The sequence below is a fragment of the Halioglobus sp. D3-4 genome, from assembly GCF_055809315.1.
Genome location: NZ_CM147907.1, coordinates 1,595,624 through 1,620,843 on the forward strand (window position 1 = coordinate 1,595,624; position 25,220 = coordinate 1,620,843).

Annotated in this window: 17 protein-coding genes; 7 read left to right on the forward strand and 10 right to left on the reverse strand. The window is 53.4% G+C overall.

The features are described 5' to 3' along the window. Positions 1 to 6 precede the first annotated feature (6 nt). Positions 7 to 669, reverse strand: coding sequence for a TetR/AcrR family transcriptional regulator (locus tag AC0L6S_RS06970; protein WP_473427700.1), 663 nt, complete (start codon positions 667 to 669; stop codon positions 7 to 9). A gap of 157 nt (positions 670 to 826) precedes the next feature. Here AC0L6S_RS06970 and AC0L6S_RS06975 point away from each other — a divergent pair, with 157 nt between their 5' ends. The 6 genes from AC0L6S_RS06975 to rapA all read left to right on the forward strand — a co-directional run bounded on the left by AC0L6S_RS06975 (position 827) and on the right by rapA (position 10,457). Then, positions 827 to 2,881 (forward strand): DUF3604 domain-containing protein, encoded by a 2,055-nt coding sequence (locus AC0L6S_RS06975; protein ID WP_473427701.1) that lies wholly within the window; start codon positions 827 to 829, stop codon positions 2,879 to 2,881. A gap of 9 nt (positions 2,882 to 2,890) precedes the next feature. Further along, positions 2,891 to 3,514: a class I SAM-dependent methyltransferase gene (locus tag AC0L6S_RS06980; RefSeq protein WP_473427702.1), complete on the forward strand. Its 624-nt coding sequence runs from the start codon at positions 2,891 to 2,893 to the stop codon at positions 3,512 to 3,514. A 210-nt stretch (positions 3,515 to 3,724) separates the two neighbouring features. Next, positions 3,725 to 5,440 (forward strand): WS/DGAT/MGAT family O-acyltransferase, encoded by a 1,716-nt coding sequence (locus AC0L6S_RS06985; protein ID WP_473427703.1) that lies wholly within the window; start codon positions 3,725 to 3,727, stop codon positions 5,438 to 5,440. A gap of 335 nt (positions 5,441 to 5,775) precedes the next feature. Continuing rightward, complete coding sequence (locus tag AC0L6S_RS06990) at positions 5,776 to 6,762, forward strand: LysR family transcriptional regulator (protein WP_473427704.1); 987 nt, start codon at positions 5,776 to 5,778, stop codon at positions 6,760 to 6,762. Positions 6,763 to 6,768: 6 nt separating this feature from the next. Next, complete coding sequence (locus tag AC0L6S_RS06995) at positions 6,769 to 7,605, forward strand: TatD family hydrolase (protein ID WP_473427705.1); 837 nt, start codon at positions 6,769 to 6,771, stop codon at positions 7,603 to 7,605. 89 nt (positions 7,606 to 7,694) lie between these two features. After that, positions 7,695 to 10,457, forward strand: a complete 2,763-nt coding sequence (rapA, locus tag AC0L6S_RS07000) for an RNA polymerase-associated protein RapA (RefSeq protein ID WP_473427706.1) — start codon at positions 7,695 to 7,697, stop codon at positions 10,455 to 10,457. Positions 10,458 to 10,491: 34 nt separating this feature from the next. On the opposite strand, the gene AC0L6S_RS07005 is transcribed toward rapA, so the two are convergent. The 6 genes from AC0L6S_RS07005 to AC0L6S_RS07030 all read right to left on the reverse strand — a co-directional run bounded on the left by AC0L6S_RS07005 (position 10,492) and on the right by AC0L6S_RS07030 (position 20,075). Beyond that, complete coding sequence (locus tag AC0L6S_RS07005; protein WP_473427707.1) at positions 10,492 to 11,673, reverse strand: glycosyltransferase family 4 protein; 1,182 nt, start codon at positions 11,671 to 11,673, stop codon at positions 10,492 to 10,494. Between the two features lie 24 nt (positions 11,674 to 11,697). Further along, a complete protein-coding gene (locus AC0L6S_RS07010) occupies positions 11,698 to 13,827 on the reverse strand; it encodes a glycosyltransferase (protein ID WP_473427708.1) in 2,130 nt (709 codons plus the stop codon). Between the two features lie 5 nt (positions 13,828 to 13,832). Next, a complete protein-coding gene (locus tag AC0L6S_RS07015) occupies positions 13,833 to 14,228 on the reverse strand; it encodes a hypothetical protein (protein WP_473427709.1) in 396 nt (131 codons plus the stop codon). Between the two features lie 106 nt (positions 14,229 to 14,334). Further along, complete coding sequence (locus tag AC0L6S_RS07020) at positions 14,335 to 15,720, reverse strand: YciI family protein (protein ID WP_473427710.1); 1,386 nt, start codon at positions 15,718 to 15,720, stop codon at positions 14,335 to 14,337. 638 nt (positions 15,721 to 16,358) lie between these two features. Continuing rightward, a complete protein-coding gene (locus AC0L6S_RS07025) occupies positions 16,359 to 18,032 on the reverse strand; it encodes a radical SAM protein (RefSeq protein WP_473427711.1) in 1,674 nt (557 codons plus the stop codon). A gap of 327 nt (positions 18,033 to 18,359) precedes the next feature. After that, on the reverse strand, positions 18,360 to 20,075 hold the full coding sequence (locus AC0L6S_RS07030; protein WP_473427713.1) for a radical SAM/SPASM domain-containing protein: 1,716 nt from the start codon (positions 20,073 to 20,075) through the stop codon (positions 18,360 to 18,362). A 522-nt stretch (positions 20,076 to 20,597) separates the two neighbouring features. On the opposite strand from AC0L6S_RS07030, the gene AC0L6S_RS07035 reads away from it, so the two are divergent. Continuing rightward, positions 20,598 to 22,163, forward strand: coding sequence for a hypothetical protein (locus AC0L6S_RS07035; protein WP_473427715.1), 1,566 nt, complete (start codon positions 20,598 to 20,600; stop codon positions 22,161 to 22,163). A gap of 35 nt (positions 22,164 to 22,198) precedes the next feature. Here AC0L6S_RS07035 and AC0L6S_RS07040 read toward each other — a convergent pair whose 3' ends face one another. From AC0L6S_RS07040 to AC0L6S_RS07050, 3 genes are all read right to left on the reverse strand, one after another. After that, the gene (locus tag AC0L6S_RS07040) at positions 22,199 to 23,011 is read right to left on the reverse strand and encodes an SDR family NAD(P)-dependent oxidoreductase (protein ID WP_473427717.1); all 813 of its coding nucleotides are present in this window, start codon (positions 23,009 to 23,011) and stop codon (positions 22,199 to 22,201) included. Positions 23,012 to 23,079: 68 nt separating this feature from the next. Beyond that, the gene (locus tag AC0L6S_RS07045) at positions 23,080 to 24,237 is read right to left on the reverse strand and encodes a DegT/DnrJ/EryC1/StrS family aminotransferase (RefSeq protein ID WP_473427718.1); all 1,158 of its coding nucleotides are present in this window, start codon (positions 24,235 to 24,237) and stop codon (positions 23,080 to 23,082) included. 56 nt (positions 24,238 to 24,293) lie between these two features. Beyond that, positions 24,294 to 25,196, reverse strand: a complete 903-nt coding sequence (locus AC0L6S_RS07050; protein ID WP_473427719.1) for a GNAT family N-acetyltransferase — start codon at positions 25,194 to 25,196, stop codon at positions 24,294 to 24,296. Positions 25,197 to 25,220 lie beyond the last annotated feature (24 nt).

Genomic DNA, 25,220 nt, shown 5'->3' on the forward strand with positions numbered 1-25,220 from the left:
CCACCCCTACTCGGACTCCATAAAATCCCGCCAGTATAACCGCATCATGCGGGAGGCCTCCTGCATAAGCAGTTCAGGAGACAGCGAGTCATCCTCCAGTGCCATCTCCACAATGGCGTAACCGGACTCGATCGTCAGCCGCGCCTGTACTCTGATCCGGTCGTCTGCCTGTTGACCCAGCACCTCGCCAACAAGCATCGCCAATTGCTCGGACACCAGCCGGTTGGACGCCAGGCGTACCTCCCGCAACGGCGCCACAGCTCGCAAAGCCTGCACAATCTCCAGTCCACCCACCTGCTCCTGGGTCACATCGAAGGTGCGCTGTAGAAGCTCGTAGACATTGTCCAACAGGAGTTCCAGGTCACCAAGCTCAAGATAGTGGTCCAACCACGCCTTGAATACGGTGTTTTGTTTATCCATCAACGCCGCACCCAACGCATTCAGCACAGCGTACTTGTTGGGGAAGTACCGATAGAGCGCGGGCACCGTAATACCTGCTCTTTCTGCAACCAGATTGGTCGAGATACGCTCCACTCCCACCTCAACCAGCAACTGCGCGGCTGCTGCAAGAATGGCCTCGTAGGTGCGTTTTGCCCTCTCCTGCTGTGGCTTGTTCTTCTCCAGAAGCTCTACATTCTGTCTCACAGCCGCGACTGATGACCTCTCCATTGGTCCCTCACATCTCTATCTCAACAACAGTGTGCAATCGTATCGCAGGCGGCCTACAGGTACCAGTGAGGTATTACCGCCTTTTGTTCACCCTATTCCGGGCTGGTGCGCTGCGCCAGACAATGTCACACTATGCGGCTTTGTTAAGGACGCAGACGTGGACAACAAAATCTCCACAGTTCACGCTGGCTTGCTGTCCAGCCTCTGTTACGCCGTGACCATCTCACTGGCCGTGCTGCTGGCATCAACCCGTTTTTCTGCCGCAGAGGCTTTTGAAAGGACAGAGCAACGCCAACCCTGCACAGATTCAGTTGCCATCAAACGTCCGATGTTCGGTGACCTGCATGTTCACACCAGCTACTCGTTCGACAGCTATGTGTCTAGCCAGCGCAACGATCCGGACGCGGCCTATCGCTATGCGCGCGGCGAGGTGATCATACTGCCGGATCCCGATGCCGAGCAAACAGTAAAAGCACAGATTCAACGGCCCCTTGATTTTGCAGCAGTAACCGATCATGCAGAGTTCCTCGGCTCGATCAATTTGTGTACCGAAGATGCATCCAAACTCGCCTACTGGTTTCCCGCTTGCATCGGTACCCGCAGCGAAATCTTTATGGTTCAACTGCTATCTGCCAACTACTGGGTTTCGCTGGGCGTTACCGACACCTCAAACCATAAAAAGCAATCGTTTGTGTGCAGCCTGGATGACTGCGACGCCGCGCACAAGGCCACATGGCAACGCATACAGGACGCCGCCGAAAAACACTACGACAGAACTAGTGACTGCAGCTTCACCACATTTGTAGGTTACGAGTACACCGATGCACCCAACTTTGCGAACCTGCATCGCAACGTTATTTTTCGCAATGAGCATGTCACCGACAGCGCGATCTCCACCTATGATACCGGCTCCAGAAACTATCCCGAGCTGTGGCGACGTTTACGCAAGGAATGCACCGATGGCGACGAAGGCTGCGATGTAATGTCCATCCCACACAACCCCAACCTCAGCCGCGGCCTGATGTTTCCAGATCCGGCAAGCGAGGAGGAAGCCAGGGACCGTCTGTTCTTTGAACCACTGGTCGAACTGGTACAGCACAAGGCGGCCAGCGAGTGTCGCTTCGACCGTATGCTGGGTCGAGGGGTGGCCACCGAGGATGAACTGTGCGACTTCGAACAGGTACAGTCTGACAACCTGTCCATGCTAGGCACTGTGTACGGCGAGGTTCGAATAGAGGACGCCAACGCCGTCACTATCGATGACTTCGGTCGACGCAACCTGGTACGCAATACACTCAAAGATGGCCTTACGCTGCAGCGTACTAGCGGTATCAACCCTTTCAAACTCGGCTTCATTGGCAGTACGGATACCCACAGCGCCACACCCGGCGGTGCCGAAGAAGACAATTATCTAGGACACCTCGGGCGCCGGGATGCCGGGTACCGCAATGTACAGGACCATTTTTTCGACAACCCCGGCGGCCTGGCCGTGGTCTGGGCAGAAGAAAACTCCCGCGACAGCATTTTCGAAGGTATGCGCAACCGCGAGACCTACGCCACCAGCGGCACCCGGCCGGTAGTGCGTTTTTTCGCTGCTGCGGAGTATCCGGCCAATCTGTGCACTGACCCACAGATGATTGAACACGCCTATGCAGCCGGCGTGCCCATGGGCAGTGAAATCTCTGCGCCACCGACGTCGCCGGCGTTTCTGGTCAGCGCCAGCAAGGACGGTGGCAGCCCGGGACACCCCGGTATCGACCTGCAGCGAATCCAGATTATTAAGGGGTGGCTGGACGAAAAAGGCCAGACACATGAGCGGGTGTTCGATGTGGTGGGCAACGCCGGCAATAACGCCGGTGTAGACCCCGACACTTGCGCACCGGTGGGCACGGGCCATGAGAACCTGTGTACCGTATGGCGCGATCCGGATTACAACTCGGGGCAACCGGCCTTCTACTATGCCCGCGTGCTGGAAAACCCCAGTTGCCGCTGGAGCACGCTGCACTGCCAGGCCGCGGGGATAAACCCGTTTGCCACTGACTGCGCCGAGCAGGCCGCCGCGAGAACTGCGCAACTTGTGGATCAGGGTGCTATTGGGGATGTCTATGGCCAGTGCTGCCTCGACCCCGCAACGCAACCCTTTTATTCACCCACCCTGCAGGAACGCGCCTGGACGTCTCCGATCTGGATCAATCCGACCGCCCATAGATGAGGTACAACAGTGAAACCAGGCAAACCCGCTAGCGGTTATCGCTTTCGCGGCATCACCCTACCCAACAGCTCCCACCCGGCCATCCGCAAGGTCAGGCGTCAGGGTATCAAGCCTACGATTCACGGCAATAAACTGTGGAGATCAAGCCTCCTGCTGATCGATTACCTGAACCGGCACAGGCCAGCGCACTGCAATAACGTCATCGACGTGGGCAGCGGCTGGGGTGCCTCTGGTATCTGGTGTGCCAAAACGCTGGGGGCGCATGTCACCGCTGTCGATGCCGACCCGAATGTCTTTCCCTTCCTCGAGGCCTCCGCCATACTCAATGAGGTTGCCGTGACGCCGGTAGTTTCCACTTTCGAAAAGCTCACCACACGGCAACTGTCGCAGTTTGATATGTTAATTGCCGCCGATATCTGTTTCTGGGATGAACTGGTCAACCCCGTTTTCAATCTAGTGAATCGCGCCGTCAAGGCCGGTGTAAAGCATATCGTCATTGCTGATCCGGAGCGCCCGACCTTCTTTGAGATGGCGCGGCGGTGCGAAATCCGCCACTGTGCAGAAATCCTAGAATGGACCACCAGCACCCCGATAAAAGCGAGCGGCGCACTGCTGGTGCTCGAAAATGCGTGAGTCCTCTCGGCGACCAATGATAGTGCGCTTGCAGAGCACGATCAGATTTATCGGGAATAGTTGGCCTGTTGACCAATTTTTGACCAGCGCCAGTGGTCAGCCGCTCTCAACAGTGATATAAACGCGCCGTATTTAACGGGCCGGAATTGCGCTGCATTCGGCGCACTCCCTCTCCCCTGAAGACATGGCTACCGCGGGACCTGAGACATTATGAAACAGTTAGGCATACTCGATTCTGCATTCGTCAATCTTGAGCAGACCAACACTCCACAACATATTGGCGGCCTGGGTATTTACGATCCTTCCACTGCACCGGGCGGATTCGTTCGATTCAAGGACGTGATAGCGAGCTTTGAACGTCGCCTTGGCGATCTGCCGCTATTCCGCACGCGCCTGGTCGAAGTGCCTGGTGGCCTGGATCGGCCCTACTGGGTTAAAGACGCCAATTTCGACGTGGAATTCCACCTCAGGCACATCGCCCTGCCCGAGCCGGGTGACTGGCGGCAGTTGTGTATTCAGGTTGCCAGGCTGCACTCACGCCCGCTGGACATGTCGCGACCACTGTGGGAGGCCTATATCATTGAAGGGCTGGATAATATCCCCAACCTTCCCGCTGGCTGTTTCGCCGTGTATACGAAGATGCACCACTCGCTGGTAGACGGTGCCGGGGGCGCCTCGTTTATGACGGCACTGCACGACCTTGTGCCAAATCCAGACCACTCGAGGGACCCGGAAGCTGAACCCCGACTTGTCGATACCACGCCGTCCGTCGGTGAGCTTTTGACCAAGGCGACGATCAACAATGTGAAGAACACAGTGCAACTCATAACCGGCTCGGCAAGAACGGTCCGCGATATCGGCAAATATGCGCTGGATGTAGCTCGCAAGGAAGTCCCCGCACCGGATGTAAGTGCTCCGAAGACCATACTGAACCGACCGGTGGGGCCGCATCGCGTATTCGATGCTGCTGAGTTCCCACTGGAGGGCTTCAAGGATATCAAAAACGCGGTTGGGGTCACCGTCAATGATGTCGCGCTGGGCGTTATCAGTGGTGCATTGCAACGCTATCTTGAGGCCAAAGGCGAGGCACCTGCCGAAGGATCGCTGGCAGCGGCGCTGCCACTGAATATGCGCATGCGAAGAAGCAGCACAGAAGAAAATAATCAGGTGGGATCTGTGTTCGCCTCCCTCCACAGCGATATCAGTGATCCTGTAGAACGACTGCTAGCAATCAGGCAGTCCACCGATACCGCCAAAGCCAGCGGCGAAGCAAGCCCAATGGTCGATGCCCTGAAACTGGCCGGTGTATTTTCGCCGGTGATATCAAAATCTGTAGCCGGTTTCTGGTCGCGCAATGGGCTGTCTCAACATATCCCATTGAATATCTCGACCTGTATATCGAACGTGCCAGGGCCGAACTTTCCGCTGTACTGTGCCGGCGCAAAAATGGTGGATTACTACGGACTCGGTGTGCTGACACCCGGGATGGGCATATTCCACCTCGTATTCAGCTACTCTGGAAACATCACCCTGTCTGTGCTGGCCGACAGGGGGATTATGCCGGACCCCGAGTTCTACCACGATTGCCTGGTGGCATCCTACGAGGAACTCTACAGTGCAGCTATCAAACTGGGCCCGAAACTGCCAAAAGCAGAAGTAGCCGCCAAAGCGAAGATTCGCTCCCCGAAGCGGGCGAAAAGTACCAAACGTACAGGCAAGGCTGTACCCAAACTACAGGCCAAAACAGCGACATCCGGAAATGCGTCGCCAACCGGCAAAGACAAAACAAAAACCAGAAAAAAAGCCGCCCCCAAAGCCAAGACGGCCAGCAAGGCCAGGAAACCGACTGCTGCCAGACCGAAAACGGCACGACCCAAAATCGGTCGACGCAAAGCCGCCGCAGCCAAACCGAAACTGCAACAGTAAACCAGAGAAAACCCGAAACGCACCGACAGAGCGCGTCGCCTTAACCGGCGGCGCGCTGTCAGTGATTTCCTTCCCCTCCTGACATCCTGCAACACTTTGATGCAACGGCCCGCCCCTTTGCGAACAGACATACCCGGCAAAAAAAAACCCGCCAATGGCGGGTTTAGAGTAACTCAGCAGGACCGGTTGGGGCTCCACACTACTACAAGTGGAGTTCGCTACCCCTGAACACATTGAGGGTAGAACTAGAGTTACCAATAGAGTACATTCAACAGTGATATATATCTAATACATTAAAAATATACAAACCATGAATATGATTCATATGATGTGCTATGGATACCAGAGAGCTTAGTAGAATCGATCTTAACCTGCTGATTTCACTTCAAGTATTGCTGGAAGAAAGAAACGTGTCTCGCGCTGCCGAGCGGCTCTTCATTACGCAACCGGCCATGAGCAAAACACTGGCGCGGCTGCGGGCATTATTCGGGGATGATCTCTTCACCCGCAGCAGTCACGGCATGCAGCCCACTCCGAGAGCGCTTGAACTCACTGCGGGCTTGAGCGCGATCATCGGTGATATCTCGCACCTGTTCTCGGGGCCGCGCTTTGCCCCAGAGACTACCGACGGCGAGATCACCATCGCTCTGTCGGAACACGCAGGGTTTGCACTCCTGCCCCGCTTGCTGGCGCAATTAAGCAAGCGCGCCCCGCTTCTGAACATTCATATAATCACCCGAATAGAGAACCAGCTTGAAGCGCTGGCGCGGGGCGATCTCGACTTTGCCATTCAAATCAGGCAATCCGACTACAGCGCCGATTATAAAGTGGAGAACCTTGGCGTCAGTCCGCTGTCTATACTGGTGAGAGAGGAGCATCCACTGGTGGAGCGACACATAAACTGGGAGATACTTGGCAACTTTCCACTGATCAAACTGTACGCGTCTCCTCAGGAACGCATGGAGTTTGAGAACACAGGTGGCGCTCCTCTCAACGCGCCGGAACACCCCTTGGCAACGCTGGAGATATCCCATTTGCTGACAGCCCTGGAACTACTGCGCCAGAGTGACTATTTTATGCCGGCACCGGCATACCTGCTACACCAGGAGAAAGCCACCGCCGGCATCACCGGCCTACCGCTCCCGCGCGAGTCCGAACTGAATGTTCACTATGCGCTTGTCAGTCATAGGCGCACCTCCAACTCACCACTGCATAACTGGTTGTGGGAACTGATCACGTGTACTATCCGCGAATTGCGGCCCACGCCACAGCGTAAATTACGCCGTCGAATGACCGCGGGCAGCACCAATACCCCATCATAGGATATTATGAGTAACAAGAAACGACGCGACATTCCACACTTTGACACCCCCATCATCGAGACACACTGCCATCTCGACTATCTCGACCAGTCAGCGCTCAGTGTCACTCTGGACAAGTCACTCGCTATGGGCGTTGAACGCATTCTCACCATCGCCGTCTCTGCGGATAATCTGCACCGGGTCATGGAGCTCACCAGAACATCACCCTGTATATGGGGCACGCAGGGCATTCATCCACACGATGCCGACACTTACACACCGGCAGTTGATGACATTATTCGCGCGCACGCTACCGATACGCGCATTGTCGCGATTGGAGAAATCGGGCTGGACTATCACTACGACCACGCGGACCGATCGGTGCAACGCAAGGCGTTTGAAGCGCAACTGCAAACGGCAGTCGATCTGGACCTGCCGGTGGTCATCCATACGCGAGAGGCGGACGATGACACCCGTGCAATCCTGCAAAACTACAGCAGTAAACTCAGGCGCAAAGGTGTTATACACAGTTTCACTTCCAGCCTTGCTCTGGCAGAGTACTGCCTCGAGGAGGGCTTCATGCTCGGCTTCAATGGCATTATCACGTTCAATCGCGCAGACAACGTACGCGAGATTGTCGCTGCCACGCCGCTGTCACAGCTTGTCTTAGAAACCGACGCCCCGTATTTAACGCCCGTCCCCTATCGTGGGAAACCCAATGCACCTTACTACTTGCCCTTTATCGCAGAGGCTGTAGCCGCTATCAAGGCAGTTGATATTGAAGATCTGCTAGCGCAGGCTAACAGCAATAGTCGGAAACTTTTTTTCAGCGACGCACAACGCGACACCAGAACTACACGATGACCAAGCTTCTTTACTCGTTCAATGATAAACTAGCGCCGTTTCGAATGTGCAGCTAGTGCATCTCTGATAATCACAGGCAAAATTCACTGATGGATTACATAGTCGGACAGCGTTGGGTAAGCCACGCAGACGCTCAATTAGGACTTGGTATCGTTGTTGATCTGGAAGGGCGCCGTGTGACACTGGCGTTCCCCGCTGTGGGCGAGGAGCGCACCTACGCCACCGAAAATGCTCCACTGACCCGCTTGCGTTTCAAAGCAGGCGATCACATTTCTACCGTCGGCGATGTCGAAGTTCTGGTCACTGAGGTGAAGGAACACCAGGGTCTGCTGATCTACAAAGGCACGGATCATCACGACGAGGAGGTCGTTGTTTCCGAGCTTGAACTTGATGCGTTCGTCCAGTTGACCACACCACAGCAACGCCTGCTCAATGGGCATTTCGACAAACACAGTGAGTTCGCGCTTCGGGTTTCTACCTTCCACCATACCGATGCCCTGCAACGCTCCAAAGTCCGCGGCCTCACTGGCTCGCGCACCAGCCTGCTGCCGCACCAGATATACATTGCCAATGAGGTGGGGCAACGGCACGCACCGCGCGTGCTGCTAGCCGATGAAGTCGGGCTCGGCAAAACCATCGAGGCTGGCATGATCCTGCAGCAGCAGTTGTTGACTGGGCGTGCCTCACGAGTACTGGTGCTTGTGCCCCCGAGTTTATTACATCAATGGCTAGTTGAAATGCTGCGTCGTTTCAACTTGCACTTCTCGCTGTTTGATCGCGAGCGTATAGCCGAAAGTGATGTCGACAATCCCTTCGAATCTGAGCAGTTGATTCTTAGCAGCCTTGATGTGTTTTTGTCGCAACCGGAAACCCAGGCCCAGGCATTGGCGGCGCAATGGGATTTGGTCGCCATCGACGAGGCCCACCACTTGCATTGGTCGCCCGATGGAGCTGGCGAAGATTATCGCTTCGTGGAAGCACTCGCCCATCAGACAGCCGGCCTGCTGCTACTCACAGCGACGCCGGAGCAAATAGGCCAGGAGAGTCACTTCGCCCGTTTGCGCCTCCTCGATCCCTCGCGTTTTCACGAGCTGCAGGCGTTTCAGGAAGAGGAGCAGCAGTACCGCAAATGGAGTGCGCTAGCAGACCGCCTGGAAGCGGGTGACACCGACGTGGAGCTTCCGCCTGGCATAGATGGCGATGCGCCACCTTCAACCATCATCGACCAGATTCTCGATCGCCACGGTACTGGCCGTGTATTGTTCAGAAACACCCGCGCTGCAGTAGAGGGCTTCCCACAACGGGTACTGCACCCCTACCCGCTACCGGCACCGGAGCAGTACGCGCTTGCGCAGCTCGACCTGAAAGAAAAGCTCTACCCCGAATTACCCTATCTGGATGACAGCTGGCTGTCTTTTGATCCGCGTGTTAGCTGGCTGGAGCAGACTCTCAAGCAACTACGCCCAGCCAAGGTACTGGTTATTTGTGCGCATGCGGCAACGGCCGTCGCACTTGAACACCATTTACACCTCCGCGCAGGTATACGTTCCAGTGCTTTCTACGAAGCACTCTCCATCATTGAAAGGGATCGGGCCGCCGCCTACTTTGCGGATGAAATCAACGGCGCACAAACTCTGGTGTGCTCAGAAATCGGCAGCGAAGGACGCAACTTCCAGTTCGCCCATCACCTGATCCTGTTCGATCTGCCGCTGAACCCGGACTTGCTGGAACAGCGTATTGGACGCCTCGACCGTATCGGACAGAATCACGACGTCAACATCCATGTCCCATATATTGAAGACTCGGCGCAGCACGCACTGTTCCAGTGGTATGACAGCGGCATGAATGTTTTTCGGGAGAGTTGCTCGGCTGGCTATATGATATTTGAGGCATTCGAAGATCAGTTGATTCCACAGTTGGAGAAGCGCACAGACGAGTTCGATGCGCTACTTGAGGAAACTGCGACCTTCACTGCCAAAGCAAGGCAGGAGTTACGCGAGGGACGAGACAAGCTGCTGGAGCGAAACTCATGCAAACCAGAAGTGGCCCAAAACCTGATAGATGACATCGTTGCGGCGCAGTCCAACGATGAACTGCCGCAATACCTCGAAGCGCTGTGTGACACCTTTGGTGTAGACCAAGAATACCATTCAGACCAGGCTTTGATACTGCGCCCTTCCGAACACATGCTCACCGGGCATTTCCCGGGTTTGCGCGAAGACGGCACCACTATTACCTTCAGTCGCGAGCAGGCGCTGGCGCGCGAAGATATGGAGTTTCTCACCTGGGAACACCCCATGGTGCTGGAGGCGATGGATATGGTGCATTCCACAGAGCTCGGCAACGCCGCGCTGGGCACCATAAAACTAAACGGCGTGGCACCGGGCACCATGTTGCTCGAGGTAGTCTACACCGTCAATTGCGTGGCGCCCAAAGACCTGCAGTTGGAGCGGTTTCTGCCAATCACGCCGATGCGGCTTCTGGTGGATGCCCGCGGCAAGGACCTGGCGGACATCGTTCCCCACGAACGGCTCAATCAGCTGATAGAAAAGGTGAAGAAATCCACTGCGCTGGCGATTATCAAGCAGGTCGGAACGGAAGTGGAATCCAAAATGTCGCTGGCCTCGGCACAGGCTGAAACCCAACTACAAAAAATACTGAGCGAAGCAGAGCAGACCATGCGCGCCTCCCTGACCGTAGAACTGGATCGCCTCACCGCCCTGCGCACGGTAAACCCGTCCATTCGACAGGAAGAGATCGACCATATCAACTACAGGATTGAAGAGTGTGCGATACACATCCAACACGCCAACCTGCAGTTGCAGGCTCTGCGATTAATCATCACCACCTGAAGCGCTTTCGCTCTGCGTTGCGTCCCGCTGGAGGCTAGGCAATAGCGCGGTACACCTGCGCTGTCTCTGACGCACAGCGTTCCCACGAAAACCGTGCCGCCTGTTTCAGGCCTTTCCCTGCCCACTCGTTGCGCATTGAACTGCTGTTTAGCAAGGCGTCCAGATTGATAGCCAACTCCTCAGGCTCACCGGTTTCACACATTACACATGCTCCCTGTGAAAACTCTGCCATGGATGTGCCCGCGCGGCAGATCACCGGCGTGCCACTACTCATGGCATCCAGCACCGGTAACCCAAAACCCTCATACACTGAGGGATAGCAGAAAACTGCCGCCCCCGAAAAAAGTACTGCCAGTTCTTCGACGGGAACATAGCCCAGATGGCGCACGGTACCCTGTGCGGCAAGGCCGGCAACCTTCTTAATCAGGGCCTCATTGCGCCAGCCACTGGAACCGGTTAGAACCAGTGGGTAGGCGCGGCGCAATGCTTCTGGAAGCAAGCTCCATGCATCCAGCAACACATCAATGCCCTTGCGGGGCTCAAGCGTCGCGGAGAGCAGCACATACTGTTTATGCCCCAGTCCGAGCCGCGACAGAACAGCGGCCGTCTGCTCTTCGCTGCGCGGCCTGTAGCAAGACTCAACGCCCTCATAGATGGTGCAGACCTTTTCTTCCGGGAGGTTGAAATGCTCTATCAATTCTGCCCTAACGATATCGGACACGGTTATGACACAATCTGCGCGGTTCAGCGTTTTCTGCAAATTGGCGTCAAGCCATTCAATCAGGTGATCGGCATGATAGTGAGGAAATCTGACATGAGAGAGGTCGTGCACGGTCGTCACACAGGGCCCAGCATACGGCCGCAGCACATAGTTTGTCTCGTGGTAAACCGCGTTCGGAATACGATTCGCGCTGCGCTCAAAGCGCCGATCCATCACAGATGTGAACAGCGCCTGCGTGCCGGGAACCTTACTGACGGTATCACGCAGCAGTGAAAATACATCGTCCAGTCTGCTGCGGGCATTTTTCTCTCGCCTGGCGCGTATACCAGCGGTAAGTGTGCGCTGTTCTTTCCCCGCCAGCCAATGGCTGCCGCTGAAGCAGTGCACCTCATCTATATCGTGCCCCTGCAGAAACTGTTCCAGGAGATGATAGGTATAATTGCCGATACCCGTTATCGGTGGGCGCAACGCCTTCGCATTGAGTATCAGCTTCACAGGGCAATTACTGGCCCCACCACGTTATGCCGCTTCGCCGGCCGCTGGCCTCGGCAGAACATCGTGACCGAGCAGGTTCAATTCTGCTTCTGCAAGCAACCTGTCGAGGTTCTCCCGGAATACCTTGCGGTTAAAGAGACCGCTTCGTCGATAAGCGCGCTCGGCCAGCCGGCGACAGTGGCTCCTGTCCCCCATCACAGTCAGGCTGAGTGCCATCAGCTCATCCAGCGTCGAGAAGCGGAAGCCAGATTCTCCGTGCTCGACAATCTCGCGCTGCCCGCCGCCATCAATCACAATTGGCACACAGCAGTTCTGCATGGATTCGACGGTGGTCATGCCGAAGTGCTCAACGCGCTCCGGCCTTTCCTCGTCAAGCCCGCAGGCGTGCCAAAATATGGACGCTCTACGATAATAATCCTTGATCTGGCTGACGGCGGCATTGGCGATGTATTCGATATTGCATTGCGCCCGGGCTATCGCCTCCTCGACTTCTGCAATATAGGTGTTACCCGGTGTACTGCCGCCGATCAACATCAGTTTCCATTCGCGTGTTTCCTCAGGATACTCGCGCACCATCCTGGCGAACGTATCAATCATTTCTACCTGTTTTTTACTCCCGCTGATTTCAAACCGCGATACCGATAGAATGATCTTTTCCTTGTCATCCGGGTTACTCAAGGGGTTATACATATTTACCGGGGGATAGAGCTTCGTGGTGGGCTCCATATTCCAGCGCCGCTTGACCCAGCCACCGGTGTAATCACCGTTGATAACCAGGTGATCATATTTGTCGACCTGGAAAAAACGTGTCCTCTCCTGATCGGGGAAGTGGCAGATAAAGATCGAAACCGCCGAAAGCGGGTTTACCTTGCCCAGCATATTGGCATTGATAAAGATATCGTAGTTAATTGTTTCCCTGGCGATAATATCAAACGGATTGGTGCGCTCTCCCAGCACCATACCCTCGTCCGCTGTATACCGATTCCTATCCTCAAAGAAAGGAATCTTGATAATTTTCATCGAGCACTTGTCCAGGTTCAGGTCGAACCACTCCTTGTACTCGCTCAGTTCCACGTCATTGTTGAAGATATAGCCGACATCGTATCGATCTTGAATGTGATCTGCCATTTCGGCAACATAGCGCTGCCCCCCCCCGGCAAAGTGCCCGGCGTGATCGTAGATACCAACACGGATTTTTCGAAGCCCGAGCAACACTTCCAAATGGGAGAAGAACGTATAAGTTGCGACATCACCCAGATACTCCGGCAGGCGCGCTCTCAGATCCTGGAGTACCTTTTTGACCGTGGCCGCGTCCTGGCAGGTAGTCATTTTTTGCACGGCGTGCAACAGCGACCGATAGAGGTGATCAAGTTCTCCCTTCTTGAAAAAGTGCGATGTGGGTATGCATTCCACCAGCTCTAACGGGAAGTGTTTGGCAACAAACAGAAAGCGGTTACGTGTGCAGAAGTATTCACACAACGCCTGAGACGTACTGCCGTGATACTGGTGATAGAGGATGCTGTAAGGCGAATACCACAGCTTCCAGCCGTGCTCACGACAGCGGGCGCTGTAATCAACATCCTCCATGAACATAATGAACTCTTCGTCCCAGGGCCCTACTTCATTGAGGCATTCCCTGCGGAACATCACAGAACCGCCGGTGACATATTCGCGCTCCTTGGGCTTGGAGTATCGGGCTGAGTCTTTCAGATCAAAACCGATATCACTAAAATAGAAGTGTTCAACTTCCTGAACCCCTACGCTATTAATGGTGTTGGAGTCAGAGAAATATATCTTGCTCTGCACCGCGCCAATCTTGCTATCGCGCTTAAAGACTTTGAAGAATCCCTGAAGCCAGTCGGGGTGTACCGTCGCGTCGTTGTTGGTAATAACCACATACTCACTGGATGAGTTGGCAATCGCGAGGTTCAGTGCACGCGCGTAATTGTTTTCGTCGTTCTCAATTACCCTGACCTGATGAAAATGTTCTCTGACCCAATCGACTGTACCGTCCGTTGAACCGTTGTCTACCAGAATGACCTCCAACTCTATGCCCTGCTGATCTGCCGAGAACAGCGAGTTAAAGAACGTCTCGAGAAAGGCCATACCATTGAAGGTAACCGTTATCGCAGTAACTTTTTTCGTGTCAGACATTAACCCTAGCCTCTCTCTCGAACATTGAAGGAAGAAAGAATAGCCCGCAGCTCGCCTTTCACTTCCTCTGAGTCTGCTCTCATGGTTACCGTTTCAACACGCTTGAAATGAGTAGGTCGGTAACTCGGGGGTTGCAGCTTGCGCCTGTCGATATATTCCGAATCGAGGTCTGGAACATCTGCCGGCGCACCGGGGGATCCTGTCTGAGAGTCGAAACTGATTTGACCCTGACTGCGTACTTCAGCATAGGTATTAATGCGATTTCTGACATTGTTCAACTGGAATTCAACTTCGCTGCTCAGGCGCTGCAGGAATTGTTTGAAATCGCCCTGCTTCAACAACCAGTAAGCATTGGACGCCCTGTCCTTCACATAGCGTATTTTTCTATTTTTGGATGACATTACGTCTCTGCCCTCATGTAAATCTTTTAAGCTTGCCTGTGCAAGGTTCAAGTATTGTTACTTTCCATCAGCGGGCTCATTGCAACCAAGCGTGACCCTTCGATGCTCACTGTGCATAGGGAACAGTAATTTCAGATACTTCCAGAGTCCCACCTGTCTCCAGATGCGGACATTTCTTCGCAATAATAATAGCCTCCTCCAAAGAGCCGGCCTGAAATATGGTATATCCGACCATGGAAGATGGCTTCTCATTCTGAAGAATACCATCTGCCTTCAATACCTTGTTATCCTTCACTGGGACCAACGAGCTACCCCGGGGAACTTGCAATGTTTCCAACCAGCTTCCAAACCGCTCATGCAACTTCTGATAGGCCTGCCGATCCGAAGGCTCAGCGCCGCCGTGATAGGTAACAATAAAGTCCGACGGCTGCCCAGTATCATCCTTCTTTTCATATTGCTTCAGTTTATTCTTGATCACAGGGGCATTGGGCAACACCCTGCTCGCCAGAGTCATTAGTTTGAAAGTCGCCTGCGGGTACCTCTCTTCGATTCGAAGCGCAATGTCCTTTAACAGGTGTCCATCCTTGGGATTCAGCGTAACAGGTGGCGGTCCGATGCGCATACCACCCTGAAAATTAGCCATTTCCGTAACACAGGTAGAGATCACACTCCAAAGACGCGAGTAGGCCTTGGGCATCTCCATATCGATGCCACTCTCTTTTATCAGCGCCACAATCTCAAGCAACAGCTCCGTAAACTCATCGTCGATCATATTACGTGGCAGTTCCATTTCGAACGGCTCGACAAATAACGTATCGACATCGGAAAAGAACTTCTGTCGAAGTAGCTCGTTTGAATCGGCAAAGTCTTGATAGATGGACTGCCATGTCTTCAGATCAGGTTGCTGGCCTCTACCCGCCATTCTCTGCGCAATCAGACCTTGACACTGCTCCCTGAATGCCCTGACCTCCGGCACCCTGGATTTCAAAGGGAACACCAGGTTCACCGCTCGAGCCAATACCTGACCGGCAGGCCGCAGCGATTCATTCTCCAGGCGCACATCCTGATTTAGCGTTCCCACCAACGCTGGATCGATTTTCGCTGTGAAATCATCTAGCAAACTGCTGTTCAAAAACCGGTCTTTGGTAAACAGTGACACATCCAATGCATCAATACCGAAGCACCGTTCCCAATTGGCCAACATATCCAGATAATTGTATTGAATGTTCTTCGGCTTGCATTCTTCCAAGAATTTTTCGAAAGAAACCCTGCCCCCAGCCTTAAGAAACGTAGAGTACCGCCTTGCGCAGCAGGAAACCTGTTCGCGGAGATAACAAACAATCTTCACTTCCTCGAAATGTCCCGAAAAAAACTGATGGACGTTGTCCATATCGCCTTCAGTGACAATTCTGGTGTGAAAATGCTCACTGGAAATGAGTACAGTGTGCACGCTATCGGGCAGACCTCGCAATTCGGCTTCAAAATCGATCAAAAATTGCTTGTTAAACGCTGCCCGCTCTTCGGGTGTGGTAATGCCATCGATACGAAAATAGTCATCGATGCCTGGTTTACTGACACAGTAGGCCGGAAGTGCACGATTATTGGTTTCCCCGGCGCTCTGCAGAAAATGATAGCCTGAGTCCTGTAGATTCTTTCTGTTCAGATACAGAAACTGTTGTATAGAGCCCGCATTGGTTTTTTCCGCGCCTATATGAACAATAGCTTTCAATTCGTATTCCTTGAGATCTCTGAGGCACTGCGAACCAGACCGTATTCACACCCTATGTGCGCTAATAACACATGTTGCGATACCGACTTACTCTGTATATCTGAGCTATGCTCTACAACTGTAGCATCATAACCAAACAACATATCATGTCAATTAATGCATCAGTTAGCGGGGCCTTGTGACGATTTTAAAACCTTTTATTATTAATAACTTATAACGCTTTTCTTGACCGATCCTAGACCGTGAATATTACCCTCCGACTAGAAAAATAACCAGTTGACCGAATCGAGCGGTTTCGCCAGCACTAGCCGTATAGGCTGTCACGAGATTTTACGGCGACGCGCGTCTGTTATGGCCCGGGGCGCACTGAAGCAGCGCATTGCTCTTTCATACAGCGATGCTCAAGCTGGCTGGGAAAGTTGATCGGCAGTCGGGGTATATCGCCCCACCAGCTGCTCCTTAACGTCTGCTGCAGACTGCGAAGACGCCAACAACTCATAGACATCACCGGGCGTCGCATGCAACAGGTTTGTGATCACTTCCCGCTGGTGCGAGTGAGATCCCAATGACGCGGAAAACTCCTCAATCCAGGCAAAAATGTCACCGTGGTGAACGTGAGTAACACCACCAACACCGGAATAGGTACGAACCAGCTCATTCAGAAATACCCGAGTGAACACTGCCCCGTCGGTCTCAGACAGCAGTTGCATCATATCGGCCAGCTGTTCCTCCACCCTATCGGACACCACATCCGGCAAATGGAGTTCGGTGATCCGGGCCTGGTCGACGTTAATTCTGGTCGCCACATATCGCTTCGAAGCCTGGACAAGATAGTTCGATGATTCTCCAAGCACCACAACAGGCACTCGCTTCGAAGTCTTGTCCTTGCCCTTGGTATACTGGCTAATCACAGAATTTGAAATATCGAGCCGAGACTTCAATCCATTCAAGCGATTCTCCGCCACCAGGAAACCCTCAAGGCGTTGAATAAGTTCAATGAAATTTTTACGGTTTTCCAACTCGACCCTGGAGGGCTTCTCCGGGGGAATATTATCCTTGAAGAAATCAATGACCGCCTGCAACTCGTTTGTCGGGAGCGTATGCAACGAAAAATTCACGGGGGAATCCACCTGGTTATACATCAGGGTGATACCTTTTTCGTTACAGAACTTGACGGTATCGGGGATCTCCTTCCAGTTCTGACGCATTGGGCAGTAGCGCCAGGTGTAGGGAAGCCCTTTTCGTTTCATCAGATCCAGATAGTACATGCAGTTTTCCATCACCTGCTCAAACGATGCACCTTTACGGATAGACTCGTAAGTCTCTTTGTACATAGAGTCGATGGACACATGCATCAGGCAGTTAATCCGCTCGAGTAACTCCTTGATCTTGTCATCCAAAATGGTGGCATTCGTCAGAATGCACAATTCCATCTTGGGGTTCACCTTTGCAATACGCTCCCACAACATCTGGTAGGAGTGAATCAGGAAGGGTTCACCACCCATGAAATCGGCTTCAACGACATAGGGAAGAAACGGTTCAATCTGATCTACAAACGCCTCATCATAGGGGTTGGGCATTGGCGACAGTCTCTCGCGGCGCGTACGTATCGCAGAGGACGCCAACCCGTGGCACATCACGCACTCCAGGTTACAGGAGTTGTGGATGTTAAATTCAAGTCGCATCGGTAATGGTGTGATGGCTTGATCTACGTCTGGCTGCAAACCGCGCTGGATTCGCTTCTCTTCGGTCATCCTGGCATATACTGAATAAAACAGCGCATGCGCGCCACCGTAGTCTCTGGCTTCGAGTTGCTGCTCGCACTTCTGGCAACCCTTGGACAGATCGTTATTTTCCAGCGCTTCCCGCAATTCCCGAATCGGTTCGCCGTTCCATATCTCGCTGACAGAATTCTCGGGGTATACGCCCAGTACCTGTTGTCGATTGAAACAGCAGGCGGTGACAACACCCTGCTGAGAGAAGTGCAGATTGATGGAGGCCGCTGGACACGCCGAGGTACCGGCAGGCGTGTTTCGGATGCGATTGAATTCTTCTACTATTTCAGGGGAAAGCATAAGTTCTGGTCAATCTCCGTGATTGCATGAGGCTGGTTCAAACGAGTGTCCCAGTACTTCGTAACACCGCAACTAAAACTCTACGCACCTCTTGAAGTCTATCACTTCATTACCGGCTGCACGACCCCGTCGACACACCCGTCACAAGGTCGTTTCGGGCCACTGTGCACTCTACTCTATGCCGACAGGCAAGTCCGGGCTATGAAGATTGGGTAGAACTGTGATGTGATTCGCACAGACCCCGCCTCGGCCTGAGAAAATGTGATCACCACAGCGTCTGGCAGCTAAATACACGGCGACGGAGGCCGGTAAAATTCAGCGACTCTGTCACGGCAACGCCAACGCTCTCATCTCGCGAACGACAATTTCCTGCCAGGTTATGTGCTCAGGCGCCATCTGGTCGATAGCTACCGATGTGGCACCAATATCAGGTTGGAAAAATGCCAGCACCATGACACCGTTCTTGTAATTTGCCCGCGCCTCCTCATCACTGGCAGATTCCAGCATCATGGATAGCGCGGCAGTGATCTCGGGTTTGGAGTACGGCAGGTGTGAAACGTCATGCACAATCTGACCGTTCATGCCAATACGGCTTAGCTCTGTCATATAACGCTGAGCGATCTTCGCTGCGTCTTCGAACGAGAGTTCTACTGGTTCTGCGGAGGCGTCCTGTGACTGCTCTTGCTCTTGCTCTTGCTCTTGCTCGTGTTCCCGGGCTATCGGATTTCGCTCACTGAGGTCACTTTTAATCAGACAGGCCAACTGCTCTTCAAACAGCGTAACGTATCGCTCTCTGACCGACTGACTCTCTCCCGCCGATAGCAATTTGAATGCCTCGGCATACTGCGGATGGGAGCTTTCGAATACGCTCAAAAACTGCCCGATAATTTTACTATCGTTATTGCTCTGACTGTGTTTCAGCGCATCGGGGTAGTAGCAGCGACAGCAAACGGTGTCTACATCCTCAAGCCCGTCGACTTTCTCGCCGGAAAAAACCGCTCGTGATTTGCGGTAGTTTTCGTTGTTCCAGACATCCCCGAGGGAAACCTTTCCTGGTACGACCGTGCCATAGCGGTCGCTCTCTTTCGCTGTAATACAGCATGGCGTCAACTGCCCACCAGGTTGAATTACGGCTACACTGTAGTGCCAGCCACAAAATGAATCGACCTGGGGGCCATGAGTTGGAATCCAATTAAGGTCAGTGGCTACCGGCATGTAGTAAGCATGCTTCTCATGCTCTTTCCAATAACCGGGTTGACCCGCCTGCTCCCACTGCTTGTCCAGCACATTGACGTCGTCCAGCGAAATAAACGGGATTTCATCCTTTCTGTAACTCGGCAGCCATTCAGCGTCCGGCACCATACCATCCTGGCGCAGAAAGATCAGACCGTGCTCGTCGCAGAACTGCTGGGCGGCCGCGATTTCCCCTTCATTCCAGCTAAACACCAGAAACTTATAGATGATTGCGTTAGTGAGGCCGAGTCGATCTCGAACTCTCGCCGCTTTTACCAGGTTCTCCTTGACGAGTTCGATATCGCCGCCAACACGAAACCGTTCATAGGCCTCCTGTGAAAAACCGTCAACCGAAGCAACCAGCAGGTCTAACCCCGCAGTAAGCACATTCTCTAGTTGCTGCTCTGATAGTTTCAGGGACAGGTTCGTATGCATGACAGTTTCGATCTTGTAGGCATTCGCCTTTCTGATAAATTCAGGCGTATGCTCGTTAAGCAAGGGTTCTCCCCAGCTGTGAAAATCAATCAGAAACAGGTATTCACCCATCTCGTCCAGCAACGTATCAAATAGCTCCATGGAGAGTCTGGATCGATCATTTCGATAGAGCGTGTCATCCAGCGTCCTAAGCCTACGCCCTTCATTTTCGATGCCTGTTGGGCAAGTCGGACAACGCAACTGGCATAGATCACAGGGATCTATCATGGCATAGTATGGTCTGGATTTGACCTGCGACGCCCCCGTATAGGCATCGTATTTTGCCTGCAGGAAATTCAGGTACGCCGGGAGATGGTCTTTATGATAAGTCTGCATAATTTCTGTTCGCAGCCATGATTCGCTACGCTCTCTTGTTCAATTATTCTGTACACCGCCAACGGCAGACAGCACTCCACCCAGACGCACCGACTGACCTTTTTGGCAAGACTGTGCTTCATTCTAGCACTTTTGTGCCTACATGAATGGTCCACTGTAACGCTTCAATCTAACCTGTGAAGACTATGTGCTGCAGCACTACCACATTGACGACCTGCAGCGTGATATCCCCAACCGTGTACGCTAATTGTAGGTCCAGCCCCCGCACTGCCGACTGCCCAACTACCAAGTGTAATCTGCACGATAAACCCTATCACAGGCCCCCTAAACATCGACAATTCCAGAAGGTTGAAGCGCCAGAAAAACTCCTGGCTGCCAACTGAGTCACTATCTGCACAGCACGGGATTGAAGGGGCAAAATGCGTTTGATACGATGCCAGAGCGACTTGACACACGCATTCGGCCACTGCCTGATGGCTGTCAGGCGACGCAACCAGCTCTATAAAACCAAATGGATACCGCATGCCGGATAGCAATACACCGCTCATACTGGTCGTCTGCAACGACTACGGTGAACTCGCGCTCGCCATGTACCTGATTGGCCAACAGTCATTCGCTCAGAATACGACGCTAATGTTGCCGCCTAAGCTGCACGCGCAAAACCCCGACATCCTTCCGGGCAGGACATTTGTCTATCACTCTATAGCTGATATTCAGAAAAGCATGGCACAACAACCTCCAGGGGTGCTTGGGCTGTTCTCTGGATACCTGCTGCCGATACACCGTCTGTGCTCCGTAGATGAGCTGAACTCGCTGTTACACTCCGCGCAGATGCAGGGTTGGAAGCACTTCACAAGTGATCCATTCCTCGCGCTACTGGATGACGTGGATGCCAGTGAACTGGTCACTCTCACGGCGCCAAAATGGAACATCATCTGGGCGTATTTCGCAGCGAAAGAGAAAAAGCGGCTGTCGCAATTGCTCACGGAAACCAACCGTGAGTTGAGTCAGACATTGCATGTGTACCCCTGCGGCGCGTCGACGAGGCATTCGACAGCGAGTCAGAACAACCCTGGACGATTGCACTTTCACAACAACGATTTTTTGTCGCAACCGGGATACACACCCGCAGCCACCGACAAGTACACCCAGCGCTGGCTGTTCATACTGGGGGACCAGGATTACACCGTTCAGGAAGGAAAGTATGGTTCGACAATATGGGCACAGGGCATGTCGCGAAAATTTCGCAAAGTCCTGGTCCGCAAACTGAATGAAGCGCTGGAAGCGGGCCGTGTTCCCACACTGATCGCGCCGACCAAGGTGATCGAATCAGTTCGTAAACACAGCCATGCAGCCGATGCGATGGAATTACTGGGTCATTGCGACTATACCCATTTCCAATCACTGTTACTGGAGTCGGAATACGTCTTCTACTGGAACGCCGTTTCCTTCAGCTGTCTGGTGAGAACGCTGTCGGGAAAACCGTGGTTTACATTCGACGACGGACATCTTCTCAGGGGTATGAACAGCGACTACGCAAACCGTATTTTTGACTGGTTCTATCAAGGAGGTGAACCACCCCGCCTCGACATCGAGACTACGCTCACGGCCGACTCGCTGCTGCAGGCAACACAGCAGTACCTCAAGCCAGCATGGCGTATTCAACAGGCACTTCAGTCCACGGCAGATGTGCAGACCCTGTTGTCTACGCTCTATCCGAGTGAGGCAGAAACAGAGCCAGAGCAGGCCTCCACCTCCGAGGCGTTTCAGATCCTGCAACAACTCGGCGAAGTCATTTCAACCAACCAATTAGACGGAAGCTTCGTCGTCGATGCAGGCCTTCTCGCCCATTCAAAAAATGATATTACTAGCGCTGCAGCGCTGCTGATTGAACACGGAGAGTCTGATCAGGCGGAATTCGCCCGCTCGGCAGTGCCAACACTGGCTTTCTTTCAGTCCGGCGTCGGCGACAGTCCTCATCCCATCGATTCCGCCAGCCCAGATGGCAAACCCTGGAGAGCGGCAGTTGAGAGCGACATGCTCAAAATAGTCGGAGGCCTCCCCGAGGGACCGGCATCCACTCCGTAAAAACTGGGGTTCACAACCACACTGCTGCAACTATCTCAACCAGGCCATTCCCGCAGGTTAGCCTGCCCTCCATCCACTGGCAGAGATGCTCCCGTAATCCAGCGCGCCTCATCACTGGCCAGATACACGGCAGCCCACGCCACATCCCAGGGAGTTCCTTCAGTTTGCAGTGGTACTGCCAGACGCCTTCTTTCCCGAGCCTCCTCGCCGAGTTTCTGCAAAGCAGGCGTGTTTACCATTCCCGCAATCAGGCTGTTGGCGCGAATGCCATCGGCTGCATAATCAGCGGCGATGGACAGCGTCAAACCTATCAACCCTGCTTTGGAAGCTGTATAGGCGGCAAAGCCGATGTCGCCGCGCCGAAATCCCTGCACAGCACCCACTGTCGAAGTATTGATGATGGAACCACCGCCCCCGGCGATCATATGCGGAATACTGTATTTGCAGGTCAACATCGTCGCCTGCAGGTTGGTTTTCATGGCGCGGTCCCACACAGACTGCTCGACGCTCACTACTGTTCCGGGCGCACCGACACCGGCATTGTTATGCAAAATATCTATGCGCCCGTAGGTCGCAATAGCTGTTTCGACCATGTGTTTTACATCGTCTTCGCATGTGACATCGCCGACAAAAACGGCTGCCTCACCGCCCTGTTCGAGGATATCATCACGCAACCGCTGCGCATGCGCTTCAGTCCGGTTGACCAGCAGTACCTTCGCGCCTTCTCGGGCGAATAGTATCGCAGTCGCTGCGCCTATCCCAACAGCGCCATCTGCCGCTGCCGCACCTGAAACAATCGCCACCTTATCCGACAACCGTCCTGTCTGTATAGCGCGTTCTTCAGTCATCACTCGATCCCAGGTGCATGCACATTATTGTTTACCAATGAGCAGTGAACAGTACAGATACCGCCCTGCTATTCCAACCCACAACGCTTTGCTACCGCAATGATCGATTCGATAGACCGGTCTACTTCCGCTTCGCTAATACCTGAATGAATGGGAGGACACAGTTGGCGCCTCAGAGTGGACTCTGCCACTGGAAACAACCCCTCGCTGAATCCAAATTTTTGTCGCAGTACCGGTTGCAGGTGACAAGGTGGGTTATAGATCGCCCCATTCTCTATTCCATAGCCTTCAAACAACATTCGACGAAATACCATACAATCTACTTCTGGTGCCAGTAACGTCGGAAATTTGTAGTACGCGTGCCTGATATTGTCCGTGTAGGCCGGTATCGTCAACCATGCCCTGCCCTGCAGGGCCTCACGATAGCGCTCCACCATGCGATTGCGGTGATCAACGTGAGCATCGATGTGCTGCAACTGGGAACGCCCCATCGCCGCATGGAGTTCACTCATGCACCAGTTATTCCCCAAGAGCACGATATCTTCGAGTCCGCCACCGACCCCATGATGCCGTACCGAGCGCGCATAGGCGGCCAATTTCGGATTGCGAGTGGTCAGCATCCCCCCTACGCATGTCGTCAATATTTTGGTGGGGTAGAAGGAAAAACAACCTACATCCGTCAGCGCACCGGAACTTTGGCCATCAATTTTTGCACCGTGTGCGTGAGAGGCATCTTCGAGTAAAAACAGTCCTTTTTCATCACACACCTGTCGCAGCCGGGCTACATCCGGGGAGATAAGACCGGCGATATGAACGACAATAATACCCGCTGTTTTGTCGGTGATTCGAGCCAGAATGTCATCGGTGTCACCACAGAATGTGTGGGGGTCCATTTCAGCGAGAACGGGTTGCCCGCCCTCGGCAATCACGGCGCTTACCACACCGACAAAATTATTGGTCGGAAGAATAACCTCGCGTCCCTGCACATTGTGAAATCGTAGGGCTATCTGGATCGCAGCTGTACAGCTGCTAACGGCCACTGCATACTCTGCTCCGACATACGCCTTGAATTCCTCCTCAAAACACTGAGTTTGTTCTCCCAGAATGAGCCGGCCCGATTCCAGCACGCTGGCAAAGGTTTCCTGAAGCCCCTGAATATCATTTTTTGAGAACAACGGCCTGGCAGCTGGCACCCTCGGTTTCGAACTTTCGTCGCCAACACTCATCGTGACAGAGGCTCCCATGATTCTCTTTTATTGAATATGTATTGGTCAGCCATCAATCAGAATGCCTGTCTGTAGGCGGGAAAAAACTTATCGCTAAAAGCAGTCTTTTCCACCAGCGCATTATAGCGGGACGCATTGAGAATTCGTCCGCAAAAGTAGGCTGTGCGCTTTTCAGTCGTCCACCCTTCTTTAAAGCGGTGAAGGCCGCTGGAGGCACTATCGCTGTTGCCGGCCACACCGCCAATGTCACACCACCGCACCTTGTCCGAGAAATGATTCAGCGCAAACCAATAGAGCGCATAACTGGCGCCCAGCTTATACCCGATATCGGTAAATGCCAAAACATGGCCAAAGGCGACCTTGCGCTGTTGAATCCACAACTGGGCACCTACTACCTCATCATTATGCTTTGCAACAAGGACGACAATACCTGGTGTTTGCAATTGTTGCTCGAAAGCCCATCTGGAAAAAGCGCGGACACCGGTAATGCTATGTTTTCGTACCAGGTTCTGATGCAGGTCAATCCATTCATCCAGAAACTTGTGCGGATCAAGGCACACTTCGGTTCGAATTTTTCGCTGCGCCTTGCGAATGGCAATCTGGTGATGACGGGAGACCGTTTCATCGAGTGGTCGTTCCATATCAATCACGTAATGTTGTTTGAAAGGTACTACCAGGTCACGGAATGACTCCCGCAGATAGTCAACGTCGTAATCCCCAAACGGATCGGGAACCATCGAAAGACTGACCAGATCATCGCCGATAGCGTCAAAATCGAGATGAATCCTGGACCAATCGGAACAACTGAATATCGGGTAGCAACCCATTGCATCGCGCAGATTGGAGTCCGGGATGCTCCTCTCCAATAGCCAACCACCCGACTCGACAAGTTGCCGCGGGGTACCAAACTCACTGAGAGATTCTGCATAGGCAGAACACGCGTAACCTAACTCCTGCATTGCACACCGTGGCCTAACTATTTG